At 63.5% G+C, this 26,420-nt stretch carries 28 protein-coding genes; 19 read left to right on the forward strand and 9 right to left on the reverse strand.

All coding sequences use genetic code 11. From position 1 onward, the window contains the following. Nucleotides 1-60 precede the first annotated feature (60 nt). On the forward strand, nucleotides 61-1,374 hold the full coding sequence (gene brnQ, locus C4K40_RS08720; protein WP_031321214.1) for a branched-chain amino acid transport system II carrier protein: 1,314 nt from the start codon (nucleotides 61-63) through the stop codon (nucleotides 1,372-1,374). 12 nt (nucleotides 1,375-1,386) lie between these two features. Here brnQ and C4K40_RS31520 read toward each other — a convergent pair whose 3' ends face one another. After that, complete coding sequence (locus C4K40_RS31520) at nucleotides 1,387-1,551, reverse strand: hypothetical protein (protein ID WP_157064366.1); 165 nt, start codon at nucleotides 1,549-1,551, stop codon at nucleotides 1,387-1,389. On the opposite strand from C4K40_RS31520, the gene C4K40_RS08725 reads away from it, so the two are divergent. Next, nucleotides 1,541-2,278: a DUF599 domain-containing protein gene (locus tag C4K40_RS08725; protein ID WP_053135006.1), complete on the forward strand. Its 738-nt coding sequence runs from the start codon at nucleotides 1,541-1,543 to the stop codon at nucleotides 2,276-2,278. The genes C4K40_RS31520 and C4K40_RS08725 overlap by 11 nt on opposite strands. Then, entirely contained in the window at nucleotides 2,278-2,679 is a 402-nt protein-coding gene (locus tag C4K40_RS08730; RefSeq protein WP_053135004.1) for an MAPEG family protein, read from the forward strand. Before C4K40_RS08725 ends, C4K40_RS08730 begins: the two co-directional genes overlap by 1 nt. Nucleotides 2,680-2,744: 65 nt before the next feature. On the opposite strand, the gene C4K40_RS08735 is transcribed toward C4K40_RS08730, so the two are convergent. Beyond that, nucleotides 2,745-2,996, reverse strand: coding sequence for a hypothetical protein (locus tag C4K40_RS08735; protein WP_031321215.1), 252 nt, complete (start codon nucleotides 2,994-2,996; stop codon nucleotides 2,745-2,747). A 155-nt stretch (nucleotides 2,997-3,151) separates the two neighbouring features. On the opposite strand from C4K40_RS08735, the gene C4K40_RS08740 reads away from it, so the two are divergent. The 4 genes from C4K40_RS08740 to C4K40_RS08755 all read left to right on the forward strand — a co-directional run bounded on the left by C4K40_RS08740 (nucleotide 3,152) and on the right by C4K40_RS08755 (nucleotide 6,866). Then, nucleotides 3,152-3,619 carry a PaaI family thioesterase gene (locus C4K40_RS08740; protein ID WP_022643112.1) on the forward strand — a complete coding sequence of 156 codons (468 nt, stop codon included), beginning with the start codon at nucleotides 3,152-3,154 and terminating at the stop codon, nucleotides 3,617-3,619. Beyond that, a complete protein-coding gene (locus tag C4K40_RS08745; protein WP_022643113.1) occupies nucleotides 3,616-4,068 on the forward strand; it encodes a PaaI family thioesterase in 453 nt (150 codons plus the stop codon). The genes C4K40_RS08740 and C4K40_RS08745 overlap by 4 nt, the downstream gene beginning before the upstream one ends. Before the next feature lie 90 nt (nucleotides 4,069-4,158). Continuing rightward, the gene (htpG, locus tag C4K40_RS08750; RefSeq protein WP_053135700.1) at nucleotides 4,159-6,063 is read left to right on the forward strand and encodes a molecular chaperone HtpG; all 1,905 of its coding nucleotides are present in this window, start codon (nucleotides 4,159-4,161) and stop codon (nucleotides 6,061-6,063) included. Between the two features lie 74 nt (nucleotides 6,064-6,137). Next, a complete protein-coding gene (locus C4K40_RS08755) occupies nucleotides 6,138-6,866 on the forward strand; it encodes a dienelactone hydrolase family protein (RefSeq protein WP_022643115.1) in 729 nt (242 codons plus the stop codon). 55 nt (nucleotides 6,867-6,921) lie between these two features. Here C4K40_RS08755 and C4K40_RS08760 read toward each other — a convergent pair whose 3' ends face one another. Together C4K40_RS08760 and C4K40_RS08765 are read right to left on the reverse strand one after the other, a co-directional pair. Further along, on the reverse strand, nucleotides 6,922-7,794 hold the full coding sequence (locus C4K40_RS08760; RefSeq protein ID WP_022643116.1) for a pirin family protein: 873 nt from the start codon (nucleotides 7,792-7,794) through the stop codon (nucleotides 6,922-6,924). A 61-nt stretch (nucleotides 7,795-7,855) separates the two neighbouring features. Next, nucleotides 7,856-8,272 carry an OsmC family protein gene (locus C4K40_RS08765; RefSeq protein ID WP_053135001.1) on the reverse strand — a complete coding sequence of 139 codons (417 nt, stop codon included), beginning with the start codon at nucleotides 8,270-8,272 and terminating at the stop codon, nucleotides 7,856-7,858. A 190-nt stretch (nucleotides 8,273-8,462) separates the two neighbouring features. On the opposite strand from C4K40_RS08765, the gene C4K40_RS08770 reads away from it, so the two are divergent. The 3 genes from C4K40_RS08770 (at nucleotide 8,463) to C4K40_RS08780 (ending at nucleotide 11,738) form a co-directional block, all read left to right on the forward strand. Further along, on the forward strand, nucleotides 8,463-9,431 hold the full coding sequence (locus tag C4K40_RS08770; RefSeq protein ID WP_053135697.1) for an amidohydrolase family protein: 969 nt from the start codon (nucleotides 8,463-8,465) through the stop codon (nucleotides 9,429-9,431). A gap of 78 nt (nucleotides 9,432-9,509) precedes the next feature. Next, nucleotides 9,510-9,974, forward strand: a complete 465-nt coding sequence (locus C4K40_RS08775) for a DUF3859 domain-containing protein (RefSeq protein ID WP_053134999.1) — start codon at nucleotides 9,510-9,512, stop codon at nucleotides 9,972-9,974. A gap of 138 nt (nucleotides 9,975-10,112) precedes the next feature. Beyond that, nucleotides 10,113-11,738: a methyl-accepting chemotaxis protein gene (locus tag C4K40_RS08780; RefSeq protein ID WP_053134994.1), complete on the forward strand. Its 1,626-nt coding sequence runs from the start codon at nucleotides 10,113-10,115 to the stop codon at nucleotides 11,736-11,738. Nucleotides 11,739-11,797: 59 nt separating this feature from the next. Here C4K40_RS08780 and fabB read toward each other — a convergent pair whose 3' ends face one another. The 5 genes from fabB to C4K40_RS08805 form a co-directional block, all read right to left on the reverse strand. Continuing rightward, nucleotides 11,798-13,018 (reverse strand): beta-ketoacyl-ACP synthase I, encoded by a 1,221-nt coding sequence (gene fabB / locus C4K40_RS08785; protein ID WP_022643121.1) that lies wholly within the window; start codon nucleotides 13,016-13,018, stop codon nucleotides 11,798-11,800. Between the two features lie 11 nt (nucleotides 13,019-13,029). After that, nucleotides 13,030-13,545, reverse strand: coding sequence for a 3-hydroxyacyl-[acyl-carrier-protein] dehydratase FabA (gene fabA, locus C4K40_RS08790; RefSeq protein WP_022643122.1), 516 nt, complete (start codon nucleotides 13,543-13,545; stop codon nucleotides 13,030-13,032). Nucleotides 13,546-13,793: 248 nt separating this feature from the next. After that, a complete protein-coding gene (locus tag C4K40_RS08795; RefSeq protein ID WP_022643123.1) occupies nucleotides 13,794-15,695 on the reverse strand; it encodes an ATP-binding protein in 1,902 nt (633 codons plus the stop codon). Then, the gene (locus C4K40_RS08800) at nucleotides 15,692-16,606 is read right to left on the reverse strand and encodes an ABC transporter substrate-binding protein (protein WP_053134991.1); all 915 of its coding nucleotides are present in this window, start codon (nucleotides 16,604-16,606) and stop codon (nucleotides 15,692-15,694) included. Before C4K40_RS08800 ends, C4K40_RS08795 begins: the two co-directional genes overlap by 4 nt. Nucleotide 16,607: 1 nt before the next feature. Beyond that, nucleotides 16,608-18,683 (reverse strand): TonB-dependent siderophore receptor, encoded by a 2,076-nt coding sequence (locus tag C4K40_RS08805; RefSeq protein WP_053134988.1) that lies wholly within the window; start codon nucleotides 18,681-18,683, stop codon nucleotides 16,608-16,610. Nucleotides 18,684-18,923: 240 nt separating this feature from the next. Between C4K40_RS08805 and C4K40_RS08810 the strand changes: the two genes are divergently transcribed. From C4K40_RS08810 to C4K40_RS08850, 9 genes are all read left to right on the forward strand, one after another. Next, complete coding sequence (locus C4K40_RS08810) at nucleotides 18,924-19,949, forward strand: NAD(P)H-dependent glycerol-3-phosphate dehydrogenase (protein WP_053134985.1); 1,026 nt, start codon at nucleotides 18,924-18,926, stop codon at nucleotides 19,947-19,949. An 18-nt stretch (nucleotides 19,950-19,967) separates the two neighbouring features. Beyond that, complete coding sequence (locus C4K40_RS08815) at nucleotides 19,968-20,315, forward strand: DUF4389 domain-containing protein (protein WP_022643127.1); 348 nt, start codon at nucleotides 19,968-19,970, stop codon at nucleotides 20,313-20,315. Then, entirely contained in the window at nucleotides 20,312-20,761 is a 450-nt protein-coding gene (gene sixA / locus C4K40_RS08820) for a phosphohistidine phosphatase SixA (protein ID WP_053134982.1), read from the forward strand. The genes C4K40_RS08815 and sixA overlap by 4 nt, the downstream gene beginning before the upstream one ends. A 167-nt stretch (nucleotides 20,762-20,928) precedes the next feature. Next, nucleotides 20,929-22,596, forward strand: a complete 1,668-nt coding sequence (locus tag C4K40_RS08825; protein WP_053134979.1) for an AMP-binding protein — start codon at nucleotides 20,929-20,931, stop codon at nucleotides 22,594-22,596. A 28-nt stretch (nucleotides 22,597-22,624) separates the two neighbouring features. Next, the gene (locus tag C4K40_RS08830; protein WP_022643130.1) at nucleotides 22,625-23,068 is read left to right on the forward strand and encodes a hotdog fold thioesterase; all 444 of its coding nucleotides are present in this window, start codon (nucleotides 22,625-22,627) and stop codon (nucleotides 23,066-23,068) included. A 113-nt stretch (nucleotides 23,069-23,181) separates the two neighbouring features. Continuing rightward, a complete protein-coding gene (locus C4K40_RS08835; protein ID WP_053134976.1) occupies nucleotides 23,182-23,988 on the forward strand; it encodes an alpha/beta fold hydrolase in 807 nt (268 codons plus the stop codon). Further along, nucleotides 23,985-24,839: an alpha/beta hydrolase gene (locus tag C4K40_RS08840; protein ID WP_022643132.1), complete on the forward strand. Its 855-nt coding sequence runs from the start codon at nucleotides 23,985-23,987 to the stop codon at nucleotides 24,837-24,839. Before C4K40_RS08835 ends, C4K40_RS08840 begins: the two co-directional genes overlap by 4 nt. Before the next feature lie 50 nt (nucleotides 24,840-24,889). After that, nucleotides 24,890-25,549 (forward strand): glutathione S-transferase family protein, encoded by a 660-nt coding sequence (locus C4K40_RS08845; RefSeq protein ID WP_022643133.1) that lies wholly within the window; start codon nucleotides 24,890-24,892, stop codon nucleotides 25,547-25,549. A gap of 8 nt (nucleotides 25,550-25,557) precedes the next feature. Next, nucleotides 25,558-26,361 (forward strand): DUF4892 domain-containing protein, encoded by an 804-nt coding sequence (locus C4K40_RS08850; protein WP_022643134.1) that lies wholly within the window; start codon nucleotides 25,558-25,560, stop codon nucleotides 26,359-26,361. Nucleotides 26,362-26,420: the final 59 nt, after the last annotated feature.

Genomic DNA, 26,420 nt, shown 5'->3' on the forward strand with positions numbered 1-26,420 from the left:
CCCTCACCCCAAAGGGAAATCCCTCTCTAAATTCCGATTCAGTAGTGTGGTATTTCCTTAATGAAAGTGTTGAAAGGCCAGGACATCCTGGCGCTCGGATTCATGACCTTTGCCCTCTTCGTCGGGGCAGGCAACATCATCTTCCCGCCTATCGTCGGCTTGCAGTCCGGACCCCATGTCTGGATGGCGGCGCTGGGCTTTCTGATCACCGCGGTCGGCCTGCCAGTGATCACCGTGGTGGCCCTGGCCAAGGTCGGTGGCGCCATGGACTCCCTGAGCAGCCCCATCGGCAAGGTTGCCGGCGGCCTGTTGGCTGCAGTGAGCTACCTGGCAGTGGGCCCGCTGTTCGCCACCCCGCGCACGGCCACCGTATCCTTTGAAGTAGGCTTGGCCCCGCTGACTGGCGAAAGCCCGCTGGCGCTGGCGCTCTACAGCACCGCCTACTTCCTGCTGGTGTTCTTCATCTCCCTGTACCCTGGCCGCCTGCTGGATACCGTCGGGCGTTTCCTGGCTCCGCTGAAGATCATCGCCCTGGCGGTCCTGGGCATCGCAGCCTTCGCCCTGCCGGCTGGTGACATCGGCCAGGCCACTCCGGAATACGTGGCGGCGCCGTTCTCCCAAGGTTTCATCAATGGCTACCTGACCATGGATACCCTGGGCGCGCTGGTGTTCGGCATCGTCATCGTCAACGCCATCCGTTCCCGTGGGGTGGAGTCGCCGCAGTTGATCACCCGTTACGCGGTGATCGCCGGCCTGGTCGCCGGTGTCGGCCTGGCGCTGGTCTACGTCAGCCTGTTCCGCCTGGGCTCCGGTAGCCATGAAGTGGCTGTCGGTGCGACCAACGGCGCGGCAGTGCTGCATGCCTACGTGCAGCACACCTTCGGCTCCCTGGGCAGTGGTTTCCTCGCGGTACTGATCTCCCTGGCTTGCCTGGTGACCGCCGTAGGCCTGACCTGCGCCTGTGCGGAGTATTTCAGCCGGGTCTTGCCGCTGTCCTACAAGACCCTGGTAGTGATCCTCGCGGGCTTCTCGCTGGTGGTGTCGAACCTGGGCCTGACCAAGTTGATCGCGTTCTCGATCCCGGTACTGACCGCCATCTATCCACCATGCATCGTCCTGGTGGCCCTGAGCTTCTGCAAGGACTTCTGGCAGGATCAGCGCCGCATCGTTGGTCCGGTGATGCTGGTATCGTTCATCTTCGGCCTGATCGATGCGATCAAGGGCACCGCGTTTGCCGGTCTCATCCCCAGCCAGCTGTCCCACCTGCCACTCAGCGAGCAGGGCCTGGCCTGGCTGGTGCCTTCGGTGATCGTCCTGGCCCTGGCCGTGGTCTGCGATCGCCTGTTGGGCAAGCCCAGCGAAGCCCTGGCCTGATTTGACCTGTGTTCACCGGCCGTCACGAGCGGTCGGCCAGCGCTGTTGAAAATGCCCCGTATCCATCGATACGGGGCATTTTTTATGGGACTTGCGCGGTGTCTTTTTCTCTGGCGAGGCGTCGAAACATTGCTCCCAGCTTTCGCCAATGCCCACAGGAATTTGCATGTCGTTCATCCAAGCCAACCAGATCCACCTATTGGCCGCCCTCTGGTTCATCGTTTGTTGGGGCGGCTACACCCGCTATGCCACCTGGAAAGGCCGTGACACACCTTGCCTGGCCAGCGTCCTGCACCTGTATCGCGAAGACTGGATGCGCCGCATGCTGTTGCGGGACAACCGCATCGCCGATGCCAGTGTGATCGGTAACCTGGAGCGCAATGCTTCGTTCTTCGCCTCCAGTACCCTGATCATCCTGGCCGGCATCATCACTGTGCTGGGAGCATCGGAGCGCGCGGTCTCGCTGCTGGCCGACATCCCCATGGTCCAGCAGGCATCCCAGGGCATGTCGGAAATCAAGTTGCTGTGCCTGGCGCTGGTGTTCGTCTATGCCTTCTTCACCTTCAGTTGGTGCATGCGCCAATACAACTTCGCCGCGGTGCTGGTGGGTTCGGCGCCGATGATCGGTGAGCGGCATGTCTCCGAGCAGGAGCGCAAGGCCTTTGCCGCCCGCGCCGCGCGGGTGATTTCCATGGCGGCCAACCAGTTCAACTTTGGCCTGCGCTCGTATTACTTCGGCATGAGCATGCTGGCCTGGTTCGTCAGTCCCTGGTTGTTCATGTTGATGAGCAGTGGGGTGGTGCTGGTGCTCTATCGTCGCGAGTTCCATTCCGACGTTCTGGACGTCATGGTCTATACCCCTACAGAGGCGCCATTGCCCGAGGTGAACAAGGAGAGCAACTGATGACCATTCCGTTCTGGTGCGTGTTTATCAGTGCGTTGTTGATCTTCATTGCGCGGATGCCTGTGGCCAAGGCCATGAAGGAGCAGGGCGGCTACGACAACCATCTTCCGCGCCTGCAACAGGCCCGGTTGAGCGGGCGTGGTGCCCGAGCCCTGGCGGCGCACCAGAACAGTTTCGAAGCGTTCATCCTGTTCGCCGTGGGCGTGTTGATGGCACACACCACGCAGACCCAGGGTTGGTTGATCGATACGCTGGCGATCGTCTTCGTGGTTGCCCGTGTGCTTTACTTGGGGTGTTATCTGGCCGACCTGGCGTGGCAGCGGAGCCTGGCCTGGGGAGTTGGCCTGTCGTGTTCTTTGTTATTGATGCTTAGTCCAACTTTTCGTTGGTTGTTGGCATAGAAGTTACGCCGAAAAAATAAAGCCCGCACTTGGCGGGCTTTATTCTGTACTGCGCTAAAACCGACTTAGTTGGTTTTAGGTGCTGCTTCCTTAGCGGCTTCTTCGGCTGCAGCCTTGTTGGATTCAGCCTGATCTTTGGCAGCTTCGGCGTTTTCCTTGGCTGCGTCGTTCACCTTATCCTGAGCTTCGTTCATTTTCTGTTGGGCTTGCTCAGCATGTTGGTTGGCATCTTGAGCTTTGTCCTCGGATTTCTTGTCGCAGGCAGCCAGACCGAGGGAAGCGGTCAGCATCAGGGCAATAGCTAAAGTCTTACGCATGGGGTGTTTCTCCTGAGTGAAGATATCTACTGGCCTTTCGATCATGGCCTTGTGACTTAAGTTCCTTGGCTGCGCAGATATATTAAAGATTGATGTCACGGAACTTTTTTACTTTATCGAGCGCACATTCCAGACAATAACTAGAGGCATTCGCCATGGCGCAAGATCTAATCTTCGAACGAGCACAGCGCTTTATTTCCGCGCTGCGCCACTGCCAGGTGCTGGGTATCGGCGTCCATAGCGCCTCCCCGGAGGGGCTGACCCTGACCTTGCCCTATAGCCCGCAAATCGTGGGCGACCCCCAGAGCGGGGTCATCCATGGCGGGGCCCTGACCACGCTGATGGACACCGCCTGCGGCCTGGCCACCCTTTGTGTACTGCCGGAGTTCGAGGTGTGCCCGACCCTGGACCTACGCATAGACTATATGCACCCGGCGCAACCGCATCAGGCCGTGCACGGGTTTGCCCAGTGTTACAGGGTCACCACCGATGTGATTTTCACCCGAGGTTTTGCCTACCAGGACGATCCCGAGCATCCGGTGGCCCATGTGGTAGGAACCTTCATGCGCATGGGCAAGGGCTTGCCGGGCGCTTTCGCTGCCAGCAAGGGAGAGCGGGCATGAGCGAGAATCTCAAGACCCTGCTGGAGCAGGCCCACCGCCAGGGCGAGTACGCAGCCTTGCTGCAGGGGATTCCCTACGCCGCGTTGATCGGTATCGAGTGTTCGCGCCTGGGCGACGAGTTGCTGTTTCGCCTGCCGGCCAACAAGGACAACATCGGCAATCCCTTGTTGCCGGCGCTGCATGGCGGGGTGATCGCCGGCTTCATGGAATTGGCGGCAGCCCTGCACTTGTTGATCTTCACCGGTTCTCCCGAGGTGCCGAAGATCATCGACTTTTCCCTGGACTACCTGAGCGCCGGGCGCTTTCGCGACACCTTCGCCCGTTGCCAGGTATGCCGCCAGGGGCGGCGGGTGGCCAATGTCGCGATTACGGCGTGGCAGAGCACTGCCGACGAGCCGATCGCCACCGCTCGTGCACATTTCAAGATCCAGGATCGGACCGGCTCTTGAAATCTGCCGAGTGATCCCCACTTTCATGTCATCCCGCCGCTCACCGCTTCCGGAGTGCGGCCAATGCCATCTGATTGGAGTTTGATGACCATGAGTGTGGAAACTCAAAAGGAAACCCTGGGCTTCCAGACCGAGGTGAAGCAACTGCTGCACCTCATGATCCATTCGTTGTATTCCAACAAGGAAATCTTCCTGCGTGAGCTGATCTCGAACGCCTCCGACGCGGTCGACAAGTTGCGCTTCGAAGCCCTGTCCAAGCCCGAGTTGCTGGAAGGTGGCGCCGAGCTGAAAATCCGCGTGAGCTTCGACAAGGACGCCAAGACCGTCACTCTCGAAGACAACGGCATCGGCATGAGCCGTGAAGATGTGATCACCCACCTGGGGACCATCGCCAAGTCCGGCACCGCCGATTTCATGAAGAACCTCACCGGCGACCAGAAGAAGGATTCGCACCTGATCGGCCAGTTCGGCGTCGGGTTCTACTCCGCGTTCATCGTCGCCGACCAGGTCGAAGTGTTCAGCCGTCGTGCCGGCCTGGCCGCCAGCGAGGGCGTGCACTGGTCGTCCAAGGGTGAAGGCGAGTTCGAAGTCGCTACCATCGACAAGGCCGAGCGTGGCACCCGCATCGTCCTGCACCTGAAGTCCGGCGAAGACGAGTTCGCCGATGGCTGGCGCCTGCGCAACATCATCAAGAAGTACTCCGACCATATTGCCCTGCCGATCGAACTGCCCAAGGAAGCCGCGGCTGCCGAAGGCGAAGAGCAGCCGGCGCTGGAGTGGGAAACCGTCAACCGTGCCAGTGCCCTGTGGACCCGTCCGCGTACCGAGATCAAGGACGAGGAATACCAGGAGTTCTACAAGCACATCGCCCATGACTTCGAGAACCCGCTGAGCTGGAGCCACAACAAGGTCGAAGGCAAGCTGGAATACAGTTCGCTGCTGTACGTACCGGCCCGCGCGCCGTTCGACCTGTACCAGCGTGAAGCACCGAAGGGCCTCAAGCTCTACGTGCAGCGCGTGTTCGTCATGGACCAGGCCGAATCCTTCCTGCCGCTGTACCTGCGCTTCATCAAGGGCGTGGTGGATTCCAACGACCTGTCGCTGAACGTCTCCCGCGAGATCCTGCAGAAAGACCCGATCATCGATTCGATGAAGTCGGCGCTGACCAAACGCGTACTGGACATGCTGGAGAAGCTGGCCAAGAACGAGCCGGAGCAATACAAGGGCTTCTGGAAGAACTTCGGCCAGGTGATGAAGGAAGGCCCGGCCGAGGACTTCGCCAACAAGGAGAAGATCGCCGGCCTGCTGCGCTTCGCTTCTACCCAGGATGAAGACGGTGAGCAAAACGTTTCCCTGGCCGAATACCTGGCGCGTGCCAAGGAAGGCCAGGACAAGATCTACTTCCTCACTGGCGAATCCTACGCTCAGGTCAAGAACAGCCCGCACCTGGAAGTCTTCCGCAAGAAAGGCATCGAAGTGCTGCTGCTTACCGACCGGATCGACGAGTGGCTGATGAGCTACCTCAACGAGTTCGACGGCAAGAGCTTTGTCGACGTGGCACGTGGTGACCTGGACCTGGGCAACCTGGACTCCGAAGAGGACAAGAAGGCCGCCGAGGAAGTCGCCAAGAGCAAGGAAGGCCTGGTGGAGCGGATCAAGACCGCCCTGGGCGAGAACGTCAGCGAAGTGCGGGTTTCCCACCGCCTGACCGATTCGCCGGCGATCCTGGCCATCGGTGAACAGGACCTGGGCTTGCAGATGCGCCAGATCCTCGAAGCCAGCGGGCAGAAGGTGCCGGACTCCAAGCCGATCTTCGAGTTCAACCCGAGCCATCCGTTGATCGAGAAGCTCGACGGCGAGCAGAGCGAAGAGCGTTTTGGCGACCTGTCGCACATCCTCTTCGACCAGGCTGCCCTGGCGGCCGGTGATAGCTTGAAAGACCCAGCGGCTTATGTCCGCCGGTTGAACAAGCTCCTGGTCGAGCTGTCGGTTTAATCAAGTAGCAAGAAAAACCCGCCCTAACGGCGGGTTTTTTCATTCTGGTGTCCCTTTGCTGGAGGAGCTGAATCATGAGTCAAATCACCGTGCGTTCCGTGGTGTATCAGGTCGATGGACAACCCTATGAGGGCCGCCTGGCCTTCGATGCCGCCCACAAGGGGCCCCGCCCGGGCTTGCTGATGGCGCCGAACTGGATGGGGGTTACCGCCGGCGCGCAGAAGATCGCCGAGGATGTCGCTGCCAAGGGTTATGTGGTGCTGGTCGCCGACCTGTATGGCCAGGCGCTGAGGCCTCGTGACTTCAACGAAGCGGGGGCGGCGATGACTCCCTTGAAGGATGACCGCGCGCTGCTGCGCAAGCGTATGCAGGCCTCGTTCGCGGCCTTGCAGGCCCAAGGGGAGGCGCCAGTCGACACCTCGAAGCTGGCGACCTTCGGTTTCTGCTTTGGTGGCTGCTGTGCCCTGGAGCTGGCTCGCAGCGGCGCACCGGTGAAGGCGGCAGTGTCTTTCCACGGCACCCTGGATACTCCCGAGCCCGCCGATGCGCGCAATATCAAGGGCGCGGTGCTGGTACTGCATGGTGCGGCCGATCCGTTCGTGGCCAAGGAACAACTGCCGGCCTTCGAGGCGGAGATGGATGCCGCCGGGGTGGACTGGCAACTGGTGAGCTACGGTGGCGCGGTGCATTCCTTCACCGATACCCATGCCAATGTGCCGGGCAAGATGATGTACGACGCCAAGGTTTCCGGCCGGGCCTTCGCCACCATGCATCACCTGCTCGAGGAAGTGTTCCGGGGCTGACAACTGCTCCTGCGCCCGCCACGACCCATGCCACGGCCGTGGCGGGCGGGAGGGCTCAGCGTTTGCCCGCTGGCAGCTCTAGCCGCTCGCTTTCTCCCGGTACCTGCGGCCAGTCCCCGGCCGCCCAGCGCCGGCGGGCCTCGTCGATCAGGGCCGGATCGCTGGCGACGAAGTTCCAGTTGATCCGGCGTGGCCCGTCCAGGGGCGCGCCACCGATCAACACCGCATGGCAATCGCTTTCGGCGAACAGGGTCGCGGTTTCGCCTTCCGGCAGGATCACCAGCGTATTCAGCTCCACCGGCTGGCCATCCAGCTGGGCCTCGCCTGCCAGCACGTACAGTGCCCGTTCCTGATGCTCGGTAGGAATCAGCAGACTGGTGGCGGTTTGCAGCTGCAGTTCGGCGTACAGGGTCGGGGACAGCACCGGCACTGGCGACTCCAGGCAGAAGCCATGGCCGGCGATCATGCGGATGCTCACGCCGAGGTTGTCGTTCACCGGCAGGCTGGCAGCGGGGTGATGGCTGTAGTGCCCCGGTCCCTGTTCCTGGTCCCGGGGCGAAGCCAGCCATACCTGTAGACCATGCATGCGCCGCTCCCGGTCCAGTTGCGCCGATGGCGTGCGCTCGACGTGGGCGATGGCGCTGCCGGCGGTCATCCAGCTGACGTCCCCGGCCTCGACGACCTGGTCCGAACCCAGGCTGTCCTTGTGCTGGATCTGCCCGCTGAACAGGTAGGTCAGGGTGGACAGGCCGATATGCGGGTGTTGGCGGATGTTCATGCCCTTGCCCGCCGGATAGGTGGTTTCCAGCATGTGGTCGAAGAACACGAAAGGCCCGACGCTGCGACATTGCGCCGAGGGCAGGGGGCGGAGGATGGGCTGGCCTTCGACGTCCTCGGCACGGGGACGGATCACGAGGGGGGAATTCATGGCGGGCTCCAGGCTGGTCGGGTTATGCCTGGGAGCATAACCCGCTTGCCCAGGCCGCGCGCTACTGGCTGAAGGCGCCTTCGGAGAGGTGGGTCTCGATGCTCACTTCGCTGGTGGTCATCAGCTTGTGGATCGGGCAGCGATCGGCCACTCGATGCAGTTCTTCACGCTGGGCATCGGTGAGCACGCCCTTGAGGGTCAGCTTCACATGCAGGGCGTATTTGCCCTTGGTTTCCTCGCTGTTGTCATGCTTGATCTCCACCGTGACGCCGGTGAGCGGGATGTTCTTCTTCTGGGCATAGAGCTTGAGGGTCAGGGCCTTGCATGCCCCCAGCGCGGCGTCGAAGTAATCATGGGGCTCGGGAGCGGTACCTTCGCCACCTGCCGACTTGGGCAGGTCGGTGAAGAAGTGGTGGTCGTCCACCTGGATGCTGTGGCGGTAACCTTCGCTGGACTCGGTGTTGACGGTGATGGTCATGGCAAACCTCAGGCAGTGATTGATGGAATCAGGCATTAAAGGTGCTGAAGTTATAGAGCATCGCACGACTCGTGTGTTCCCCATTTTCTGAACCTGCGACCTGGCGCCACGGTCTATCCTGCTTCGATACTCGGGAGCCTGAGCGGTGCACTGGAGCCATTTTCACGCAAGCTGCCTGTCTTTGCTGCTGATGCTGCCCCTGGCGGCAGCCCAGGCACGGGACTACATCTACAGCGATGCACACCTGCACTATGTCGATTTTTTCCAGGAAACCCAGGGCATGCAGGCCTTGCTCAAGGCCATGGCCGACAACCGGGTCGAGCAGGCGATGATCTCCGGGATCCCGGTGGCCAAGAAATGGCACGAGGACGAACCCAAGCGTCCGCGCTACTACGCCGGGGACGATGCCGGTGCCTACTGGTACAGCGCCACCGATGTGTTGGTGGCCGCCGCGGTCAAGCAACTACCGGTCGAGCAACGCCGGCGCCTGCATCCGTTCCTTTCGGGGTTCAATCCCAACGACAAGAATTCCGCGGCCCATATCCAGCGCATGCTCGATCTCGATCCTGGGTTGTGGCAGGGCATCGGCGAGGTCTTCACTCGCCATGACGACCTCACCGCGTTGATCGACGGCGATACGCCACGGGCCAACAACGAGGCCATGGCCAAGGTCTATCGCCTGGCAGCGAAGCATGATCTGCCTGTGATGCTGCATTCGAATATCACCTCCAAGCGCGAGCGCAATCCCCTGTACCTGGCAGAGATAGAGGAGCCCTTGGGCCAGCATCCGCAGACCCGGTTCATCTGGGCCCACGCGGGTACCAGTGCCGAAATCCATCGTCACCAGGAGCGCCTGGAGTTCCTGCTGCCGACCCTGGAGCGGTTGCTGGAGCGCTACCCGAACCTCTACATAGACCTGTCCTGGAGCCTGCTCACTCCCTATCTGCTGGACGAGCAGGGCACCCCGCGCCGGGAATGGCTGCGCTTGGTGGAGCGCTATGCGGAGCGCTTCATGCTGGGCTCGGATGTGGTCGGGCGTTTCGACAAGCTGGGGCGGGAGTTGCACGGCTTCGATGGGTTCCTCGATGCCCTGCCGGCCGAGGTGGCCCGCAAGGTGGCCCATGACAATTTCCTGGCCGTGCTCCCGGCTTCTCGCTGAGCCGCTGTCCAGGCGGATTGTCATCAGCTTGTCACCCTTGGTTCATATGCTCGCGCCATCTCAATCAAGGAGCGCGATATGCATTTCACTCGTTCAAGCGTCCTGGCGGCGCTGATGATCGTCAGCGGCCTGGCCAGTGCCGAGGTCCGTGTCGAAGGCCCCGTGGAGTTCGGCGTGTTCGAAGGCCCCAAGGCCGAGCTGCAATCGGGGGAGCGGGTGCTGCGTCGCAGCAACGAGAAGATCCAGCAGACTGCCGTGGTACCGGCCCGATTGGGCACCAAGTTCGGCATGCGCTACCAACTGCTGGGCAAGGTCGCCGACGGACAGCCGCTGACCCTGTTGTACCTGACGCCGGGTATTCGCACTCCTGATGGCTTGCGCCATGACAAGCTGGAAGTGACCCAGAAGCTGGTGCCCAATGCCCCTCAGGATGTGATGGCCTACGAGTTCACCGAAAGCCACGAAGTGGTGCCGGGTGAATGGCACTTCATGGTGTTCCAGGGCGACCGTTTGTTGGCAGAACAGCGATTTTCGGTGCGCTGAATCGTTTTATGCCCAGGTATCGAAGTACTTGGGCGTTTTGATATCACTTTTTCGTCTTACGCAAATTCCATCTGGCCCGATACCGTCTAAGAGCACCCTGCTGCAAGTCTTGCAGCGCTCTAGGAAGGAGCCAAAGGAATGAGCCTCAGAAGTTTGAATATTGCGCCACGGGCAAGCCTGGGTTTTGGCTTGCTGGCGCTCATGATGTTTATCCTCGGGGCATTCGCCCTGATGCAAATGGCCAACATGCGCCAGCAATCCGATGAGGTAGAGAGCAATTGGTTGCCCAGCGTCATGTCCGTTGGTGACATGAGCCAGGACCTGCTGCGGGTCCGCGCCTTGACCTTGCGCCTGCTGATCAATCGCGATCCTCAGGCGATCGCCCAGAACGAAGCCAAGATCAACGACATAAAGAAGGGCCTGGGCATTGCCCAGGGACGTTATGAATCGCTGATCGTGCTGCCCCAGGAGCGTGTGCTGTTCGATCGCTTCAAGTCCATCGAGAAGCAGTACCTGGAGCGCCAGGCCCAGGTCATGCAGTACTCCAGCCAGAACCAGGTGGAGGCGGCGGCCAAGGTCGTCAACGGCGAGATGAACCAGTTGGCCGATGAAATGGCCGCCACCCTGCATGACCTGATCGACCTGAACAAGCAGAGCGCCACCCAGGCCACCGACCTGGCCCAGGAGGTGTTCAGCAAGTCGCGGATCTGGGTGGTGGTGATGATCGTGGCGGCGGCGCTGGTGACCGTTGGCCTGGCGTTGCTGCTGACCCGCAGCATCGTCCTGCCCCTGGCGCAATCGTTGAGCGTGGCCGAGGTGGTGGCCGGCGGCGACCTGACCGGCGATATCCGGGTGAGCGGCAAGGACGAGCCAGCGCGCTTGCTCCATGCGCTCAAGGCCATGCAGCACAGCCTGCGGGAAACCATCAAGCGGATCTCCGATTCTTCGAGCCAGCTGGCCTCGGCTTCTGAGGAGCTCAGTAGCGTCACCGAGGATGCGACCCGGGGCTTGTACCAGCAGAATCAGGAAATCGAACAGGCGGCCACGGCGGTGAACCAGATGACCGCGGCAGTGGAGGAGGTGGCCAGCAATGCCGTGGCCACGTCCCAGGCTTCCCGGGAGTCCGACCGGATCGCCAAGCACGGGCGCGAGCAGGTGCAGCAGACGGTGCTGTCCATCGAGTCGCTGGCGGAAGATGTGACGGCCAACGCCAACCAGGTGGAAGACCTGGCCCAGAAGGTCTACGGCATCAGCAAGGTGCTGGAGGTGATCCGCGCCATTGCCGAGCAGACCAACCTGCTGGCGCTGAATGCCGCCATCGAGGCGGCGCGGGCCGGGGATGCCGGGCGCGGTTTCGCGGTGGTGGCCGACGAGGTACGGGCCCTGGCCCATCGGACCCAGCAATCGACCCAGGAAATCGAACAGATGATCGGGGGCATCCAGCAAGGCACCGACCTGGCGGTCAACTCCATGCAGCAGAGCAACAGCCGCGCCCGCTCGACCCTGGAAGTGGCCAAGGCGGCCGGCCAGGCCCTGGAGGAAATCGCCTCGGCCTTCACCGAGATCAACGAGCGCAACACCGTCATCGCCAGCGCCTCCGAGCAGCAGGCAGCGGTGGCGCGGGAGGTGGATCGCAACCTGATGAATATCCGCGACCTGGCCCACCAGACTTCGGCGGGGGCCAACCAGACCAGCGCCGCCAGCCAGGAGCTGTCGCGCCTGGCGGTGGATCTCAACGCCATGGTGGCGCGTTTCTCGGTGTGAATCCCGGGCAAGAAAAAGCCCCGAACCAGTCGGGGCTTTTTTTCAGGCTACGGCGGGGCCTACTTGCCCTGCCAGCGCTTGAGGACCAGGGTGGCATTGGTGCCGCCGAAGCCGAAGCTGTTGCTCATCACGGTGTTGAAGGCAACGTCTTCGCGGGTCTTGGTCAGGATCGGCATATCGGCCACTTCCGGATCCAGCTCGTCGATGTTGGCCGAGCCGGCCATGAAGTTGCCTTCCATCATCAGCATGCAGTAGATCGCTTCGTGAACGCCGGCGGCGCCCAGGGAGTGACCCGACAGGCTCTTGGTGGAACTGATGGCCGGAGCCTTGGCGCCGAACACTTCACGCACGCCTTTCATTTCGGCGACGTCACCGACCGGAGTCGAAGTGCCGTGGGTGTTCAGGTAGTCGATCGGGGCGTCGACGGTGGACATGGCCATCTGCATGCAGCGGATGGCGCCTTCGCCGCTCGGAGCCACCATGTCGTAGCCATCGGAAGTGGCGCCGTAGCCGACGATTTCCGCGTAGATCTTGGCGCCACGGGCCAGGGCGTGTTCCAGCTCCTCGACCACCACCATGCCGCCACCGCCGGCGATGACGAAACCGTCACGCTGGGCGTCGTAGGCGCGGGAGGCTTTCTCCGGGGTTTCGTTGTACTGGGTGGACAGGGCGCCCATGGCGTCGAACAGGAACGACTGGGTCCAGTGCTCTTCTTCACCGCCGCCGGCGAACACGATGTCCTGCTTGCCCATCTGGATCTGCTCCATGGCGGTGCCGATGCAGTGGGCGCTGGTGGCGCAGGCCGAAGCGATGGAGTAGTTCAGGCCCTTGATCTTGAACGGCGTGGCCAGGCAGGCGGAAACGGTGCTGCTCATGGTCCGGGTGACGCGATACGGGCCAACGCGCTTGACGCCTTTTTCGCGCAGGATGTCCAGCGCTTCCATCTGGTTCAGGGTCGAGGCGCCGCCGGAGCCGGCGATCAGGCCGGTGCGCGGATTGGATACCTGCTCTTCGGTCAGGCCGGAGTCGGCAATGGCGTCCTTCATGGCCAGGTAGGCATAGGCCGCCGCGTGACCGACGAAACGGTAGATCTTGCGATCGATCAGTTCTTCGAGGTTCAGGTCAATGGAGCCGGAAACCTGGCTACGCAGACCCATTTCGGCATATTCCGGGTTGAAGCGGATGCCAGGGCGACTTGCACGCAGGTTAGCGGAGACGGTCTCTTTGTCATTGCCCAGGCACGAAACGATGCCCAGACCAGTGATAACGACGCGGCGCATGCGGATAACCCTTAAAAATTGTCAGTGGAGGTGAACACGCCGACCCGCAGGCCTTCGGCAGTGTAGATTTCCTTGCCGTCGACGCTGACCGAACCATCGGCGATGGCCAGGTTCAGCTTGCCCTTCAGGACGCGTTTGATATGGATGTTATAGGTGACCTTCTTGGCGCTTGGCAGCACCTGGCCGAAGAATTTGACTTCTCCCGAGCCCAGGGCGCGACCGCGGCCCGGGAGGCCTTGCCAGCCCAGGAAGAAACCCACCAGCTGCCACATGGCATCCAGGCCCAGGCAGCCTGGCATCACCGGGTCGCCTTCGAAATGGCAGGCGAAGAACCACAGGTCCGGAGTGATATCCAGCTCGGCGACCAACTCACCTTTGCCGTACTTGCCACCTTCGCCGCTGATGTGAGTGATGCGATCGATCATCAGCATGTTGCCGGCGGGCAGTTGCGCATTACCTGGGCCGAACAGCTCACCGCGACTGCAGCGCAGCAGATCTTCCCGAGTAAAGGCGTTTTGTTTGGTCATGCGAGCTCCTCAATAGTCCCGTGCGGCAGGGTTGGGCAAATCTTCCCGGCCGATCGAAGCGTTCATGCCTCGAGCCGGCAGCCTACTCATAGACTATTGCGTTGTAGTGAAAGTCACAGCGCAAAGGGCATGAATGTACACTTGTGCACTGAAATTTTTTTCGGAGGCCTTTTCAGGGCCCCATCGGGTGCCTAAGACTGCCGCACTTTCGCCCGCCACGCCAGTCGCAGATGTTTGAAAATAGCCCGCTATTGCACCCAACGTTGGAGAATTTGCTGTAGATCCGCCCGCTTGAAGGGCTTTGCCAGATAGTCGTTCATGCCGGCCGCGAGGCAGGCCTCACGGTCACCCTGGAGGGCATTGGCGGTCAGCGCGATGATGGGCAGATCGGCACAACCGGGCAGTTGCCGGATCTGCCGGGTGGCCTCGTAGCCGTCGACCAGCGGCAGCCGGCAATCCATCAGGATCGCCTCGAAAATCAGGCTTTCGGCACTGCGTACCGCCTGGGCGCCATCGGTGACGATGCTCACGCTGAAGCCCAGGCTGCGCAACATGGCCTGGATCACGGTCTGGTTCACCGGGTTGTCCTCCACCAGCAGCACGTTGCGGCCTGCGCCCTGGTCCGCCGCGGTGCTGGCCCGTGGGGCCGCTACCGGCAGTGTCTGCTGGAACAGCGCCAGGGGGATTTCCAGGGTGAACACCGAGCCCCGGCCTTCCTCGCTCTGGGCCCGCAGGGTGCCGCCCATGCGCTCGGCCAGGGTCCGGGCGATGGGCAGGCCCAGGCCGGTGCCGCCATAGCGCCGGGAGATCGAGCTGTCGGCCTGCTGGAAGGCGTCGAACATCGATTCCAGGCTGGCCGGGTTGATGCCGATGCCACTGTCGCGCACCGCACAGGTGAACCACAGGAGCTCGTGGTCCAGGGCCTGCCACTGGGCTTCGATGGTCACGCTGCCTTGTTCGGTGAACTTCAGCGCGTTGCCGACCAGGTTGACCAGGATCTGGCGGATCCGCGTCGGATCGCCCTTGACCTGCAACGCCTCCAGTCCCGGCGCCAGCCGCAACTTCAGGTCCAGGCCCCGTTGCAGGGCACTGTGCTGGAAGGCCTGGGCCGAACTGGCGATCAGTTCGGCCAGGTTGAACGGAATGTGTTCCAGCTCCAGGGCCGAGCGCTCGATACGCGAGAAGTCGAGAATGTCGTTGATCACCTTGAGCAAGTGCTCGGTGGATTCCGAGGCCAGTGCCGCGTACTCGCGTTGCTCGCGGGTCATTTCGGTGGTTTCAAGCAACTGCAGCATGCCCAGCACGCCATTCATCGGCGTGCGCAACTCATGGCTCATCATCGCCAGGAAGTCCGACTTGGCCCTGTTCGCCTGTTCCGCTTCTTCCCGGGTCTGGATCAACTGGGACATGGCCTGCTGCTGTTCGCGGCTGGCCAGTTCCAGGCCGGCCGCGAGGTTGTTGATGTGCCGCGCCAGGTTGCCCAGCTCGCCATCGTCGACGATCGGCAACGGGGTCTTGAAGTCGCCTTCCTGGATCGCCTTGACCGCGTTGCTCATGGCCCTGATCGGCTGGGCCAGGCCGGCGGCCAGGCGTCGGGCCAGCAGGAAGGTGAAGAGCAGGGCGAACAGGGCGAGGATCCCGGCCTTGAGGACGATTTCCTGTTGGCGCTGGCTGAAGGCGTCGTTGGACATGCCGACCAGCACGCGCCCCAGGTAGCCGTCGCCCTGGCTGGCCAGGCTGCCCGGATCCTCTTGCAGGAAGTCGTTGTGCACCTGGATCCGCTGCAGCCGCACGGGAGCCTGGAACACTTTGATCTGTTTCGCATGGTCATGGCTGGCCGAAGGCTGCTCGACATACACCAGGATGTTGTTGGCGCTGTCCTGGACCTCCAGGAATTGCACGTGGGGCGTGCTCAGGGTCGCTTGCAACAGGCTTTCCAGGCCCTCGTTGTTGCCGGAGATCACCCCGTACTCGGTGGCCGGGGCCAGTTGGTTGGCGATCAGCTGGCCGGTGTGGTCCAGCTCCTGGTGCAGGTCCTGGATGCGCACGAAAGTGAAGAAGCTGATCAGCAACAGTGTCAGGAGCAGCGCGGGGCCGAGGCTGATCAGCTGAGTACGGGCCTGGATATCCCAACGGCGACGCAATGTCATGGGCGTTTCTCTCCTTCGCTCAACTGGCGGGCGACGGCCTCAGGATCGATTTCCTCGATGCCCAGGGAGCGTGCCACCTGTGGGTTGCTCAATACCTTGAAGGCCGCCGGGTACTGCGAACGGGGCCATTGGGCTGGTGGCCGGTCCAGCAGCTGGTCCAGGGTTTGCAGCCAGTCCTGCTGGTCGCTGTAGGTGCTGGCCAGGCTGCCAGCCCTGACGAAACCGGCGTTGGGCCCGATCAGGGCCTGTTGTCGGGCATAGCTGCTGAGCAGCAGGTTCTTGACGGTCTTGGGGTTGTACAGGCTGGGGTCGTCCAGGCCCAGCAAGACTTCGCTGTTGCGCAGCACTTCCTGCAATGGACGACTGTCGCCGATGTCGTCCCAGGCCTCGGCGACGATCTCCAGCCCCTGGGCGCGCGCCGCCTGGCGCAGTTCCTCGAGCAGGAACCGGCTGTCCTGGCTGTACAGCACGCCCACCCGGCGGACCTGGGGCAGCACCTCGCGGATCAGGCGTAGCTGGCGGGCCCCGGGCGGGTCGCTCCACAGCAGGGTGAGCCTGGGCTGCGGCGTACCTGGCAGGCGTTGGGCGGCTTGTAGGCGACTGATGCGCAGCACCAGGGTCGCCGGGCCCTGCGCATCCTGCAGGCGCCAGTCGAGGCTTTGCGGGTCCAGCAGGATCAAGCGCGTGGCCGCCGGCAAGAGGCCCGGTGCGGGCAATTGCCCGAGCGGCTCGAAGCGCACCTGGTCCTGGGGGCGCAGCTCCGCCAGTTCCCGGGCGAAGCTGCGCACGCTGTCGCTGTCTTCACTGGCGGTCAGCAGCACTTCGGCGGCGCGCAACGGCGCGCACAGCAGCCAGCCCAGCAGCACCAGGCTCCAGCCGAGTCGAGGCAGGCCCTTGCGCGAGCGAGCCATACTAGAACTCCAGCTCCGCGCTGAAGTACAACGTGTGGCGGGAGTCGTAGCGGTTGTCGGCGAAGGTGACGGGCTGGTGGTCGAGCCGCTGTTGCAAGGTGCCGGCCAGTTCCAGGTCGGCCTTGCCCAGGGACAGGCGCTTGGCGACGCGGGTATCGACCCGCTGGAAACGGTAGCCGTTGAGGGCGCTGTCTCCATAATAGAAGAGCGCGCTGGACCAGCCCTGGCCCCAGTTGCGCAGCCAGCCGGCCGAGCCGCTGTTGCTGGCGCTCAAGCGCTGGTCCAGGCGGTTGCTGGCCTGGGCATGGACATAGGCGTAGGTCAGGCGCAGGCGGTCGGCGCGGCTCAGTTGCCAATCCAGCTGGCTTTCGCTGCCGGTGAAACGCGCCGAGTTGCTGTTGCTGGCGATGTACTGGTTGTTGCGCAGCGGCTCGCTGACCATCCTGCTGATTTCGTCGTAGAACAGCTTGATATCCAGGTTCAGCCGCTGGTCGACGAAATAGCCGTTGTAGCCCAGCTCCCGGGAGCGCATGCGTTCCTGGTCGAGGTCGCCGGGGCCGCGGGTCTTGACGAAGTACTGGGCGCTGTTCTGGCCGTAGACCGGAGCGCTCAGGCCGGTGACCCGATAGCTCCAGTTGACGTTGTTCTCGAACATGTCCGGGGAACGGATGGCTTCGGAGTACACCGCCCGCAACCCGTGGCGCGGGTTGATCAGGTAGTTGACGGCGATCCGCGGGGTCAGGGAGTTGCCGGTGAGCCGGGCGTCTTCGTACATGGCCCCGCCCTGGATCAGCCAGTGTTCGCTGGCCCGCCATTCCAACTGGCCGAACAGGCGCCAGGTGGTGTCATCCAGCACGCCGTTGAAATAGGTCTCGGAGTCGGCGCGGTCGTAGCGGTAGTTCATGCCGCTGACCAGCCGCAGGTCGTCGGCGAGGCTCAGGGTGTCCTGTATTTCCAGGTCGTAGCGGGTTTCCCGGGTGCTCTGGTCGATATTGCCGCAGACGGGGTTGCTCCCTCCCTCTTTGCTCCATTGATGAAGGACCTGACTGGCGAGTTCCTCTTCAGCCGCAGTGCCAGGCGGTACGGACGTAACGTTGACGATGTTGCGCGCCAGGCGCTCGGTGTAGTTCGGGTTGAGCTGCCACAGGCGCGCCAGTTCGGGACTGAAGGACAGGGCCGCATCGCAAGCCCTCCAGGTCTGCTGGCGATCCCAGTGCTGGGCCGAGCCCTGGACGTAGAGGCTGTGCCGTGGGTCCAGGTCCAGGTTCCAGCGCAGGGAGGTCGCATAGTCCTTGGCGATCACGTCGGAGTTGTAGCCTTTCTCGGCGTAGTCCCTGAACACCGGCTGATAGGTGTAAGGCCGCTGGTTGCTGCCTTCCTTGGCATTGAACTGCCAATCGATGCTCTGGCGTTCGTCGAGCATCTGGCCGAGCGCCAGGCTGATGCGGTTCAGGCGCCGGCTGTCGCGATAGTCCGACCCGTCCTGGCGCTTGTCGAAGCCATCGTCCTCCTGGCCCGAAAGCGACAGGCGCAGGTCGCCGCCGTCCCAGCCGGTACCCTGGCTGGCGTACCAGTCGGCCACGCCACGCTGGCCACGGGTCACCTTGATCCGCGTGCCATGGCTGTTGGCCGGCGAGCGGGTAATGATGTTGACCACCGCCATCAATGCGTTGGCGCCGTAGCTGACGGTATTGGGGCCGCGGAATACCTCGATGCGCTCGATATCCTCCATGGCCACCGGAATGTCGCTCCAGTCCACGGTGGCCAATCCGGCCCGATACACCGAGCGCCCGTCGATCAGGACCTGCATGCGCCGGGCTTCGCTGGCGCTGGTGCCGTGGTAGTTGACCGTGGCCTGGTTGCCGCTGATGGCGCCGACCATCATCCCCGGGACCAGGCGCAGCAGTTCGCTGATGTCCCGGGCGCCGCTGGCCTTGATCAATTCGTTGTCCAGCACGGTCATGCTGCCGGGCACTGCGGCGGGGGATTGTTTCAGGCGGGTGGCGGTCAATACCTGGGGCAGTGCGCCGTCGTCGACGAACAGATCTTCGGCCAGCGCCGGATGACCGGATAGCATGCCCAGCAGCAATGACAGGCGAAGGGGGGAGGGACCAGCGGGCACGGCGCAGCCTTGAAACGTGAAAGATGGCGCGCATGTTAACCGAGACGGTCGAGTTTTCCATTCGATGGGCCTGCATCCGCCGAGCGTCTGCGCGGGTTTCCGACAGATCGCCCGGACAGTTGACCGGGGCTGGTGGTCGGATGGCCGCCCCGTATAATGCCGCCATCGCCACTGCTATGGAAAAACGGATTGCATATGACACAACAGCGCCCTATTGCGGTCCTGGGAGGCGGAAGTTTCGGTACCGCCGTGGCCAACCTGCTGGCCGAGAACGGCCAGGCGGTGCGGCAGTGGATGCGTGATCCCGAGCAGGCCGAGGCCATTCGGCTCAATCGCGAGAATCCGCGTTATCTCAAGGGCATCAAGATCCACCCGGCGGTGGAGCCGGTCACCGACCTGCTGGCCACCCTCGAGGACAGCGACCTGTGTTTCGTCGCCTTGCCCTCCAGTGCCCTGCGCGCGGTGCTGGCGCCCCATGCACAGCGACTCAGCGGCAAGATGCTGGTTAGCCTGACCAAGGGCATCGAGGCCCAGACCTTCAAGCTGATGAGCCAGATCCTCGAGGACATCGCGCCCCAGGCGCGGATCGGCGTGCTCTCGGGCCCCAACCTGGCCCGCGAAGTGGCCGAGCATGCCCTGACCGCCACGGTGGTGGCCAGTGAGGACGAGCAACTGTGCCAAGAAGTCCAGGCGGTGCTGCATGGCCGTACCTTCAGGGTCTACGCCAGTGCCGACCGCTTCGGCGTCGAGCTGGGCGGCGCCTTGAAGAACGTCTACGCAATCATCGCCGGCATGGCGGTGGCCCTGGGCATGGGGGAAAACACCAAGAGCATGTTGATCACCCGGGCCCTGGCGGAAATGACCCGCTTCGCCGTGAGCCAGGGGGCCAACCCCATGACCTTCCTTGGCCTGGCCGGGGTCGGCGACCTGATCGTCACTTGTTCCTCGCCCAAGAGCCGCAACTACCAGGTGGGCTTCGCCCTGGGCCAGGGCCTGAGCCTGGACGAGGCGGTGAGCCGCCTGGGCGAAGTGGCGGAAGGGGTCAACACCCTCAAGGTGCTCAAGGCCAAGGCCCAGGAGCTGGGGGTCTACATGCCGCTGGTAGCCGGGTTGCACGCGATCCTGTTCGAAGGCCGGACGCTCGCCCAGGTGATCGAGCTGTTGATGCGCGGCGAACCGAAAACCGATGTCGACTTTATCTCCACCAGTGGATTCAACTGAGCAGTACAGGAGCGAGACATGAACGATACGAATTCCGAGGCCAAGTACGAATCCATTCTCCTGCGGGTGTTGTGGATGCTGGTGTTCGCCCTGGTGTGGCAGGTGGCGCAGTTCCTCCTGGGGGCGCTGGTGGTAGTGCAGCTCATCTACCGATTGGTCTACGGCGCTCCCAATGCCAGCCTGATGAACTTCGGCGACAGCCTGAGCCAGTTCCTGGCGCAGATCGGCCGCTTCGGCAGTTTCCACACCGAACAAAAGCCCTGGCCGTTCGCCGACTGGCCGGCGCCCCGGGCTCCGGAGGGCGAGGCGCCCCACAGCGTGCCTCCGGCGCCGCATCCGGTGCGTGACGAGGAGCCCAAGCTGTGAGGCTCTGGGTATTGCGCCATGGCCAGGCCGAAGCCCATGCGGCCACCGATGCCGAGCGCAACCTGACGGCCCATGGCCGGCAGCAGGTGCTGGCCAGCGCCGCGCAACTGATCGGCCTGCCCATCACCGGGATCCTTGCCAGTCCCTATGTCCGGGCCCAGCAAACCGCGCACCTGGTGCGCGAGGCCCTGGGCTTTGAGGGCGAGGTGCGTACCGTGTCCTGGCTCACCCCGGATACCAATCCACTGAGGGTGCTGGAGCAACTGGACAGCGCCGAGAACCTGTTGCTGGTCAGCCACCAACCCTTGGTGGGCAGCCTGATCGGCCTGTTGCAGCATGGCCACCTGCGTGACCCCCAAGCCATGGACACCGCCAGCCTGGCGGAGTTGGCGGGCGACTGGCCGCTGGCCGGGGCCATGACCCTGGTTCGCGTCGACCATCCCTGATGTCCTCGCCGCCGGGCCCATGGGCTCCGGTGGTGGGTGTCGGCAAGGCTGATGCCGGCTACATTTCTTAACTTGCAGCGCTCCCTGGTGCGTGGAATAGTCGGCCGAGCAAGTGCTTGGTTGGTTAGCGGCTGTTCCCGAACACAACAAGAACAAAGGAGCGCGTCATGTCTGCTGCTTTTCGTTTGCCGTTGCAAGTGTTCTACCAGCGTGAAGCAAGTCATCCCCAGCAACTTTTCCTGGTCCAGCCCAGCGCCGGTGGCCAGGTGCAGGAATTGAGCTGGGCCGAGGTCGCCCAGCAGGTCCGACGCGCCGCCCAGTGGCTGCGGGAGCGGCAACTGCCAGCGGGCAGCAATATCGCGATCATCGGCAAGAACTCCGCCCACTGGATCATCGCCGACCTGGCGATCTGGATGGCCGGGCATGTCTCGGTGCCGCTGTACCCCAACCTCACCGCCGAGTCGGTGGCCCAGGTGCTGGAGCATTCCGGGTCGGCCCTGGCGTTCATCGGCAAGCTCGATGCCTGGCCGGAAATGTCCCGGGGCATCAGGCCTGGTTTACCCACCATCAGCCTGCCATTGGCCCCGCAGGGCAGCTTCGATTTCAGCTGGGAGGCGCTGCAGCGTTGCCAGCCAATGACCGACAGCCCCTGCCCGGGGCCCGACCAACTGGCCACCATCATCTATACCTCCGGTACCACCGGATCGCCCAAGGGCGTGATGCACAGCTTCGGCAACCTCGGGTTCACCGCCAGCCATGGAGTCCAGATGTTCGGCCTGGGGCCCGGCGACCGGCTGCTGTCCTACCTGCCGTTGTGCCATGTGGCCGAGCGCGTATTCGTCGAGATGGGCGCGCTCTACACCGGACAGACGATATTTTTTGCCGAGAGCCTCGATACCTTCCTGGCCGACCTGCGGCGTGCCCGGCCCACGGCGATGTTCGGCGTGCCACGGATCTGGACCAAGTTCCAGATGGGGGTCTACGCCAAGATGCCGGCCAGGCGCCTGGACCTGCTCCTGGGGCTGCCGCTGATTGGCAAGTGGGTCGGGCACAAGGTCCTGGCGGGGCTGGGGCTGGATGCGCTGCGCGTGGCCCTGTCCGGAGCCGCGCCAGTGCCTCAGGCCCTGTTGCACTGGTACCAGCGCCTGGGCCTGGATGTGCTGGAGGTCTACGGCATGACCGAGAACTGTGGTTACTCCCATCTGGGCCGCTCGGGAGAATACATCCCGGGTTGGATCGGCCGGCCCTGTCCCGAGGTCCAGGTGCGCATCGCCGTGGACGGCGAAGTCCAGGTCCGCAGCCAGGCGGTGATGCAGGGTTACTACAAGGACCCGCAGAAGACCGCCGAGACCATCACCGAGGATGGTTTTTTACGCACCGGCGACAAGGGCGAGCAGGATGCTGCCGGCAACCTGCGCCTGACCGGTCGGCTCAAGGAAATCTTCAAGACCAGCAAGGGCAAGTACGTGGCGCCGGCGCCCATCGAGATCCGCCTGGCCGAGCATGCGCACATCGAGCAGGTATGCGTGGTCGGCGATGGCCTGAGCGCGCCCTTGGGTTTGTGCGTGTTGTCGGCGGCCGGCCAGCGCGAGGCCGATGGCAGCGCTCGCGAAGGCTTGCACAGCAGCCTGGAAAACCTCCTGGCCCAGGTCAATGGCGGCCTGGACAAGCACGAGCGCCTGCATCGGCTGGTGGTGGTCAAGGGTAGCTGGGCGGTGGAAAACGGTTTCCTGACCCCGACCCTGAAGATCAAGCGCAATGTGGTCGAGTCCGCTTATGGCGACAGCTTCCAGGCCTGGAGCGAGCGCGAGGAAGTCGTGCTGTGGCAGGATTGAGCGACCAACCTACAAGAAGGAAGTGGCGATGAGCCTGTGGCGTACCACCCCCAACCTCGAGCAACTGAACGCGCTCCAGAAGAACACCATCGGCGAAGTGCTGGATATCCGCTTCGAGGCTTTCGACGAGCAGTCCCTGACCGCCAGCATGGTCATCGACCATCGTACCCACCAGCCCTACGGGCTGCTGCATGGCGGGGCTTCGGTGGTGCTGGCCGAGACCGTCGGCTCCATGGCCAGCTACCTGTGCATCGATGCCAGCAAGTTCTATTGCGTGGGGCTGGAGATCAATGCCAACCACCTGCGGGGTTTGCGCAGCGGGCGGGTCACGGCGGTGGCCAGGGCCATCCATCTCGGTCGCACCACCCACGTCTGGGACATCCGCCTGAGCAGCGACGAAGGCAAGGCCAGCTGTGTATCGCGCCTGACCATGGCGGTGGTGCCGCTGGGGCAGAACCCGCCGGCCGCCTGAACCCGCGGCCATAGGCCGGGCCGGGGTGTCAGTATTCCTGGCGGTTACGGTCATTGCCCTGGCGGCGGAGCTTGCGGAAAATCGCCGTTGATTTGGTAAATGGATGAGTCGGTATGTCGCAACAGGTGTTTTTCGCTCACGCCAATGGGTTTCCCTCCGGCACCTACGGCAAGTTGTTCGCCGCCCTGGCGCCGGAATTCGAGGTGACTCATCTGCAACAGCATGCCCATGACCCGCGTTTTCCGGTGGACGATAACTGGCGCAGCCTGGTGGACGAATTGATCCACCACCTGCAACAGCAGTCCCAGCCGGTGTGGGGCGTCGGGCACTCGCTGGGCGGCGTGCTGCACCTGCATGCGGCCCTGCGCTGCCCGGAGCTGTACCGGGGCGTGGTGATGCTCGACTCACCGGTGCTGACCCGGGCCGACCAATGGGTGATCCGTGCGGCCAAACGCTTGGGTTTCATCGATCGACTGACCCCGGCCGGGCGCACCCTGGGGCGGCGCGAGGAGTTCAGCGATATCGAGTCGGCCCGCAGCTACTTTTCGCGCAAGACGCTGTTCCGCGCCTTCGACCCCGATTGCCTGGATGCCTACCTGGAGCATGGCCTGCAACAAGTGGGGGATCGCTTGCGGCTGCGCTTCGACCCGGCCACCGAGATCAGCATCTATCGTGGCGTGCCGCACACCAGCCCGGGCAGCGCCCATCAGCTCAAGGTGCCCCTGGCGGTGGTGCGAGGCCAGCAGAGCAGGGTGGTGATGCGCCATCACACCAGTGCCGTGGGACGCATGTCCCAGGGGGTGTCGCTGACCATGCCCGGCGGGCATATGTTCCCCCTTGAGCGACCCGAGGCCACTGCGCTCTTGCTCAAGGACCTGTTCAACCGCTGGCAGCACGGCCAGCAGCGGAGCCTTGCATGAGCCAGGGTGTGGAGGAAGTGCGCCTGAGCCTGCCGCATATCGAGCTGGCGGCGCATTTGTTCGGTCCAGAGGATGGCTTGCCGGTGATCGCCCTGCATGGCTGGCTGGACAACGCCAACAGCTTCGCGCGCCTGGCGCCCAAGTTGCGCGGCCTGCGCATCCTGGCCCTGGACCTGGCCGGCCACGGGCATTCCGGGCATCGCCCGGCGGGCGCGGGATACGCCCTGTGGGACTACGTGTACGACGTATTGCAAGTGGCCGAGCAGCTGGGCTGGCGGCGCTTCGCCCTCATGGGCCACTCCCTGGGGGCCATCGTGTCCCTGGTATTGGCGGCGGCCATGCCCGAGCGAGTCAGCCAGCTGGCGCTGATCGACGGCGTCATCCCGCCCACGGCCAGTGGCGAGGGCGCAGCCGAGCGCCTGGGCATGGCCCTGCAAGCGCAACTGGCCTTGCAGGACAAGCGCAAGCCGGTCTACAGCAGCCTGGAGCGCGCCGTCGAGGCGCGGATGAAAGGCCTGGTGGCCGTCAGCCGGGAAGCCGCCGAGCTGTTGGCCCAACGAGGCCTGATGCCGGTGGCCGGTGGCTATACCTGGCGCAGCGACAGCCGCCTGACCCTGGCTTCGCCCCTGCGCCTGACCGAGGAGCAGGCCATGTCCTTCGTCCAGCGGGTGGCCTGCCCGACGCAGCTGGTGGTGGCGGCCGATGGCATGCTGGCCCGGCACCAGGAGTTGCTGCAGCGTCTACCCTTCAACCTTGAACAGCTGCCGGGCGGGCACCATCTGCATTTGAACGATGAAACCGGTGCCACCTTTGTCGCAGACTGTTTCAATAGGTTTTTCGCCGTTCCTTGACTTGACCTGGTCAACTGTCGAGGCTTGGCGGGTTGAAATGGGAGACAACCATGATAGATCTGTACACCGCTGCGACCCCCAATGGCCACAAGGTTTCCATCCTGCTTGAAGAGCTCGGCTTGCCTTATACCGTGCACGCCTTGAGCTTCGACAAGAAGGAACAGAAGGCGCCGGCGTTCCTCAAGATCAATCCCAATGGGCGTATTCCTGCCATCGTCGATCGCGACAATGGCGATTTCCCGGTATTCGAGTCCGGGGCGATCCTTATCTACCTGGCCGAGCGTACCGGTCGCCTGCTGCCTGCCGATGCCAAGGGGCGTTCGCAGGTCATGCAGTGGCTGATGTTCCAGATGGGCGGCATCGGCCCCATGCAAGGCCAGGCCAATGTGTTCTTCCGCTATTTCCCGGAGAAGCTGCAGGGCGCCATCGACCGCTACCAGCATGAGACCCGACGTTTGTACGAGGTGCTCGACACGCGCCTGCAGCAGGTCGACTACCTGGCCGGCGACTACAGCATCGCCGACATCGCCACCTTCCCCTGGGTACGCGGCCATGACTGGTCGGGAGTTCCGGTCCAGGGGCTGGAAGCGCTACAGCGCTGGATGGCGGCCATGGAGGCGCGCCCCGCGGTCCAGCGCGGCTTGCAGGTTCCGCAACGCAGTGACGACGCCAGCGTCGTCAAGGGCGCCCAGGCCATGCTGATCCGATGAGGGCCCCGATGCGTTCACTCAGTTTCCTGGGCCTGTCCCTGGCCAGCGCACTGGCGGTTGCCGCCGACCTTCCCGGAAGCCAGGACCTGCCCCTGGTGCCCCGTCTGACCGATGCCCAGATCGTCGATTACCGCCCCGAGGTAGAACAGGAGCGGATCTACCCCATGGGCTCGATCCGCAAGATCAGCGGCCAGTTGCGTTTCGATGGCCAGGTCAATGCCCGGGGCAAGCTCACCGCCATCACCTACCAACTGCCGGCCGAGCGCAGTTCCAACGAAGCCTTCACCCTGGCCCGCGAGGCTTTGCAGAAACAGGGTGCCGAGCTGCTGTTCTGGTGCCAGGCCCGGGACTGCGGCGAAAGCAGCCTGTGGGCCAATGAGGTGTTCGGCAACGCCAAGCTGTACGGCGCCGACGAGCAGCAGGCCTACTTGTTGTTACGCCTGGCGGCCCCCCAGGACAATTCCCTGGTGGCCCTGTACAGCATCACCCGCGGCAATCGCCGGGCTTACCTGCATGTGGAGCAGTTCGCCGCCGGTGCTCCACTGGGCGAACTGCTGCCCACCTCCGCGACGTTGCTCCGGCAATTGAAAGACACTGGCCGGCTGGACCTGGCCAAGCTGGCCGAGCCGCAGCCAACCTGGCTCACCTTGCTGTCCCGGGGATTGAACCTGGACACCACGTTGCGGGTCAGTCTTTCCGGCCAGCACGCCGAAGCCTGGCGCCAGGCCCTGATCGGCCAGGGCGTGCGCGCTACGCGGTTGGAAACCGGCGATACCCAGGCCGCCGGCCTGCACTTCGAACTGCTGCGTTAAGCTTTGCAGGCGACCCGCCCTGGCGGGTTCGCCTACTCTTCACTGGTTACTCTTGCGCG

This window comes from Pseudomonas sp. CMR5c, from assembly GCF_003850545.1.
In the GTDB taxonomy this organism is placed as follows: Bacteria; Pseudomonadota; Gammaproteobacteria; order Pseudomonadales; family Pseudomonadaceae; genus Aquipseudomonas; species Aquipseudomonas piscis.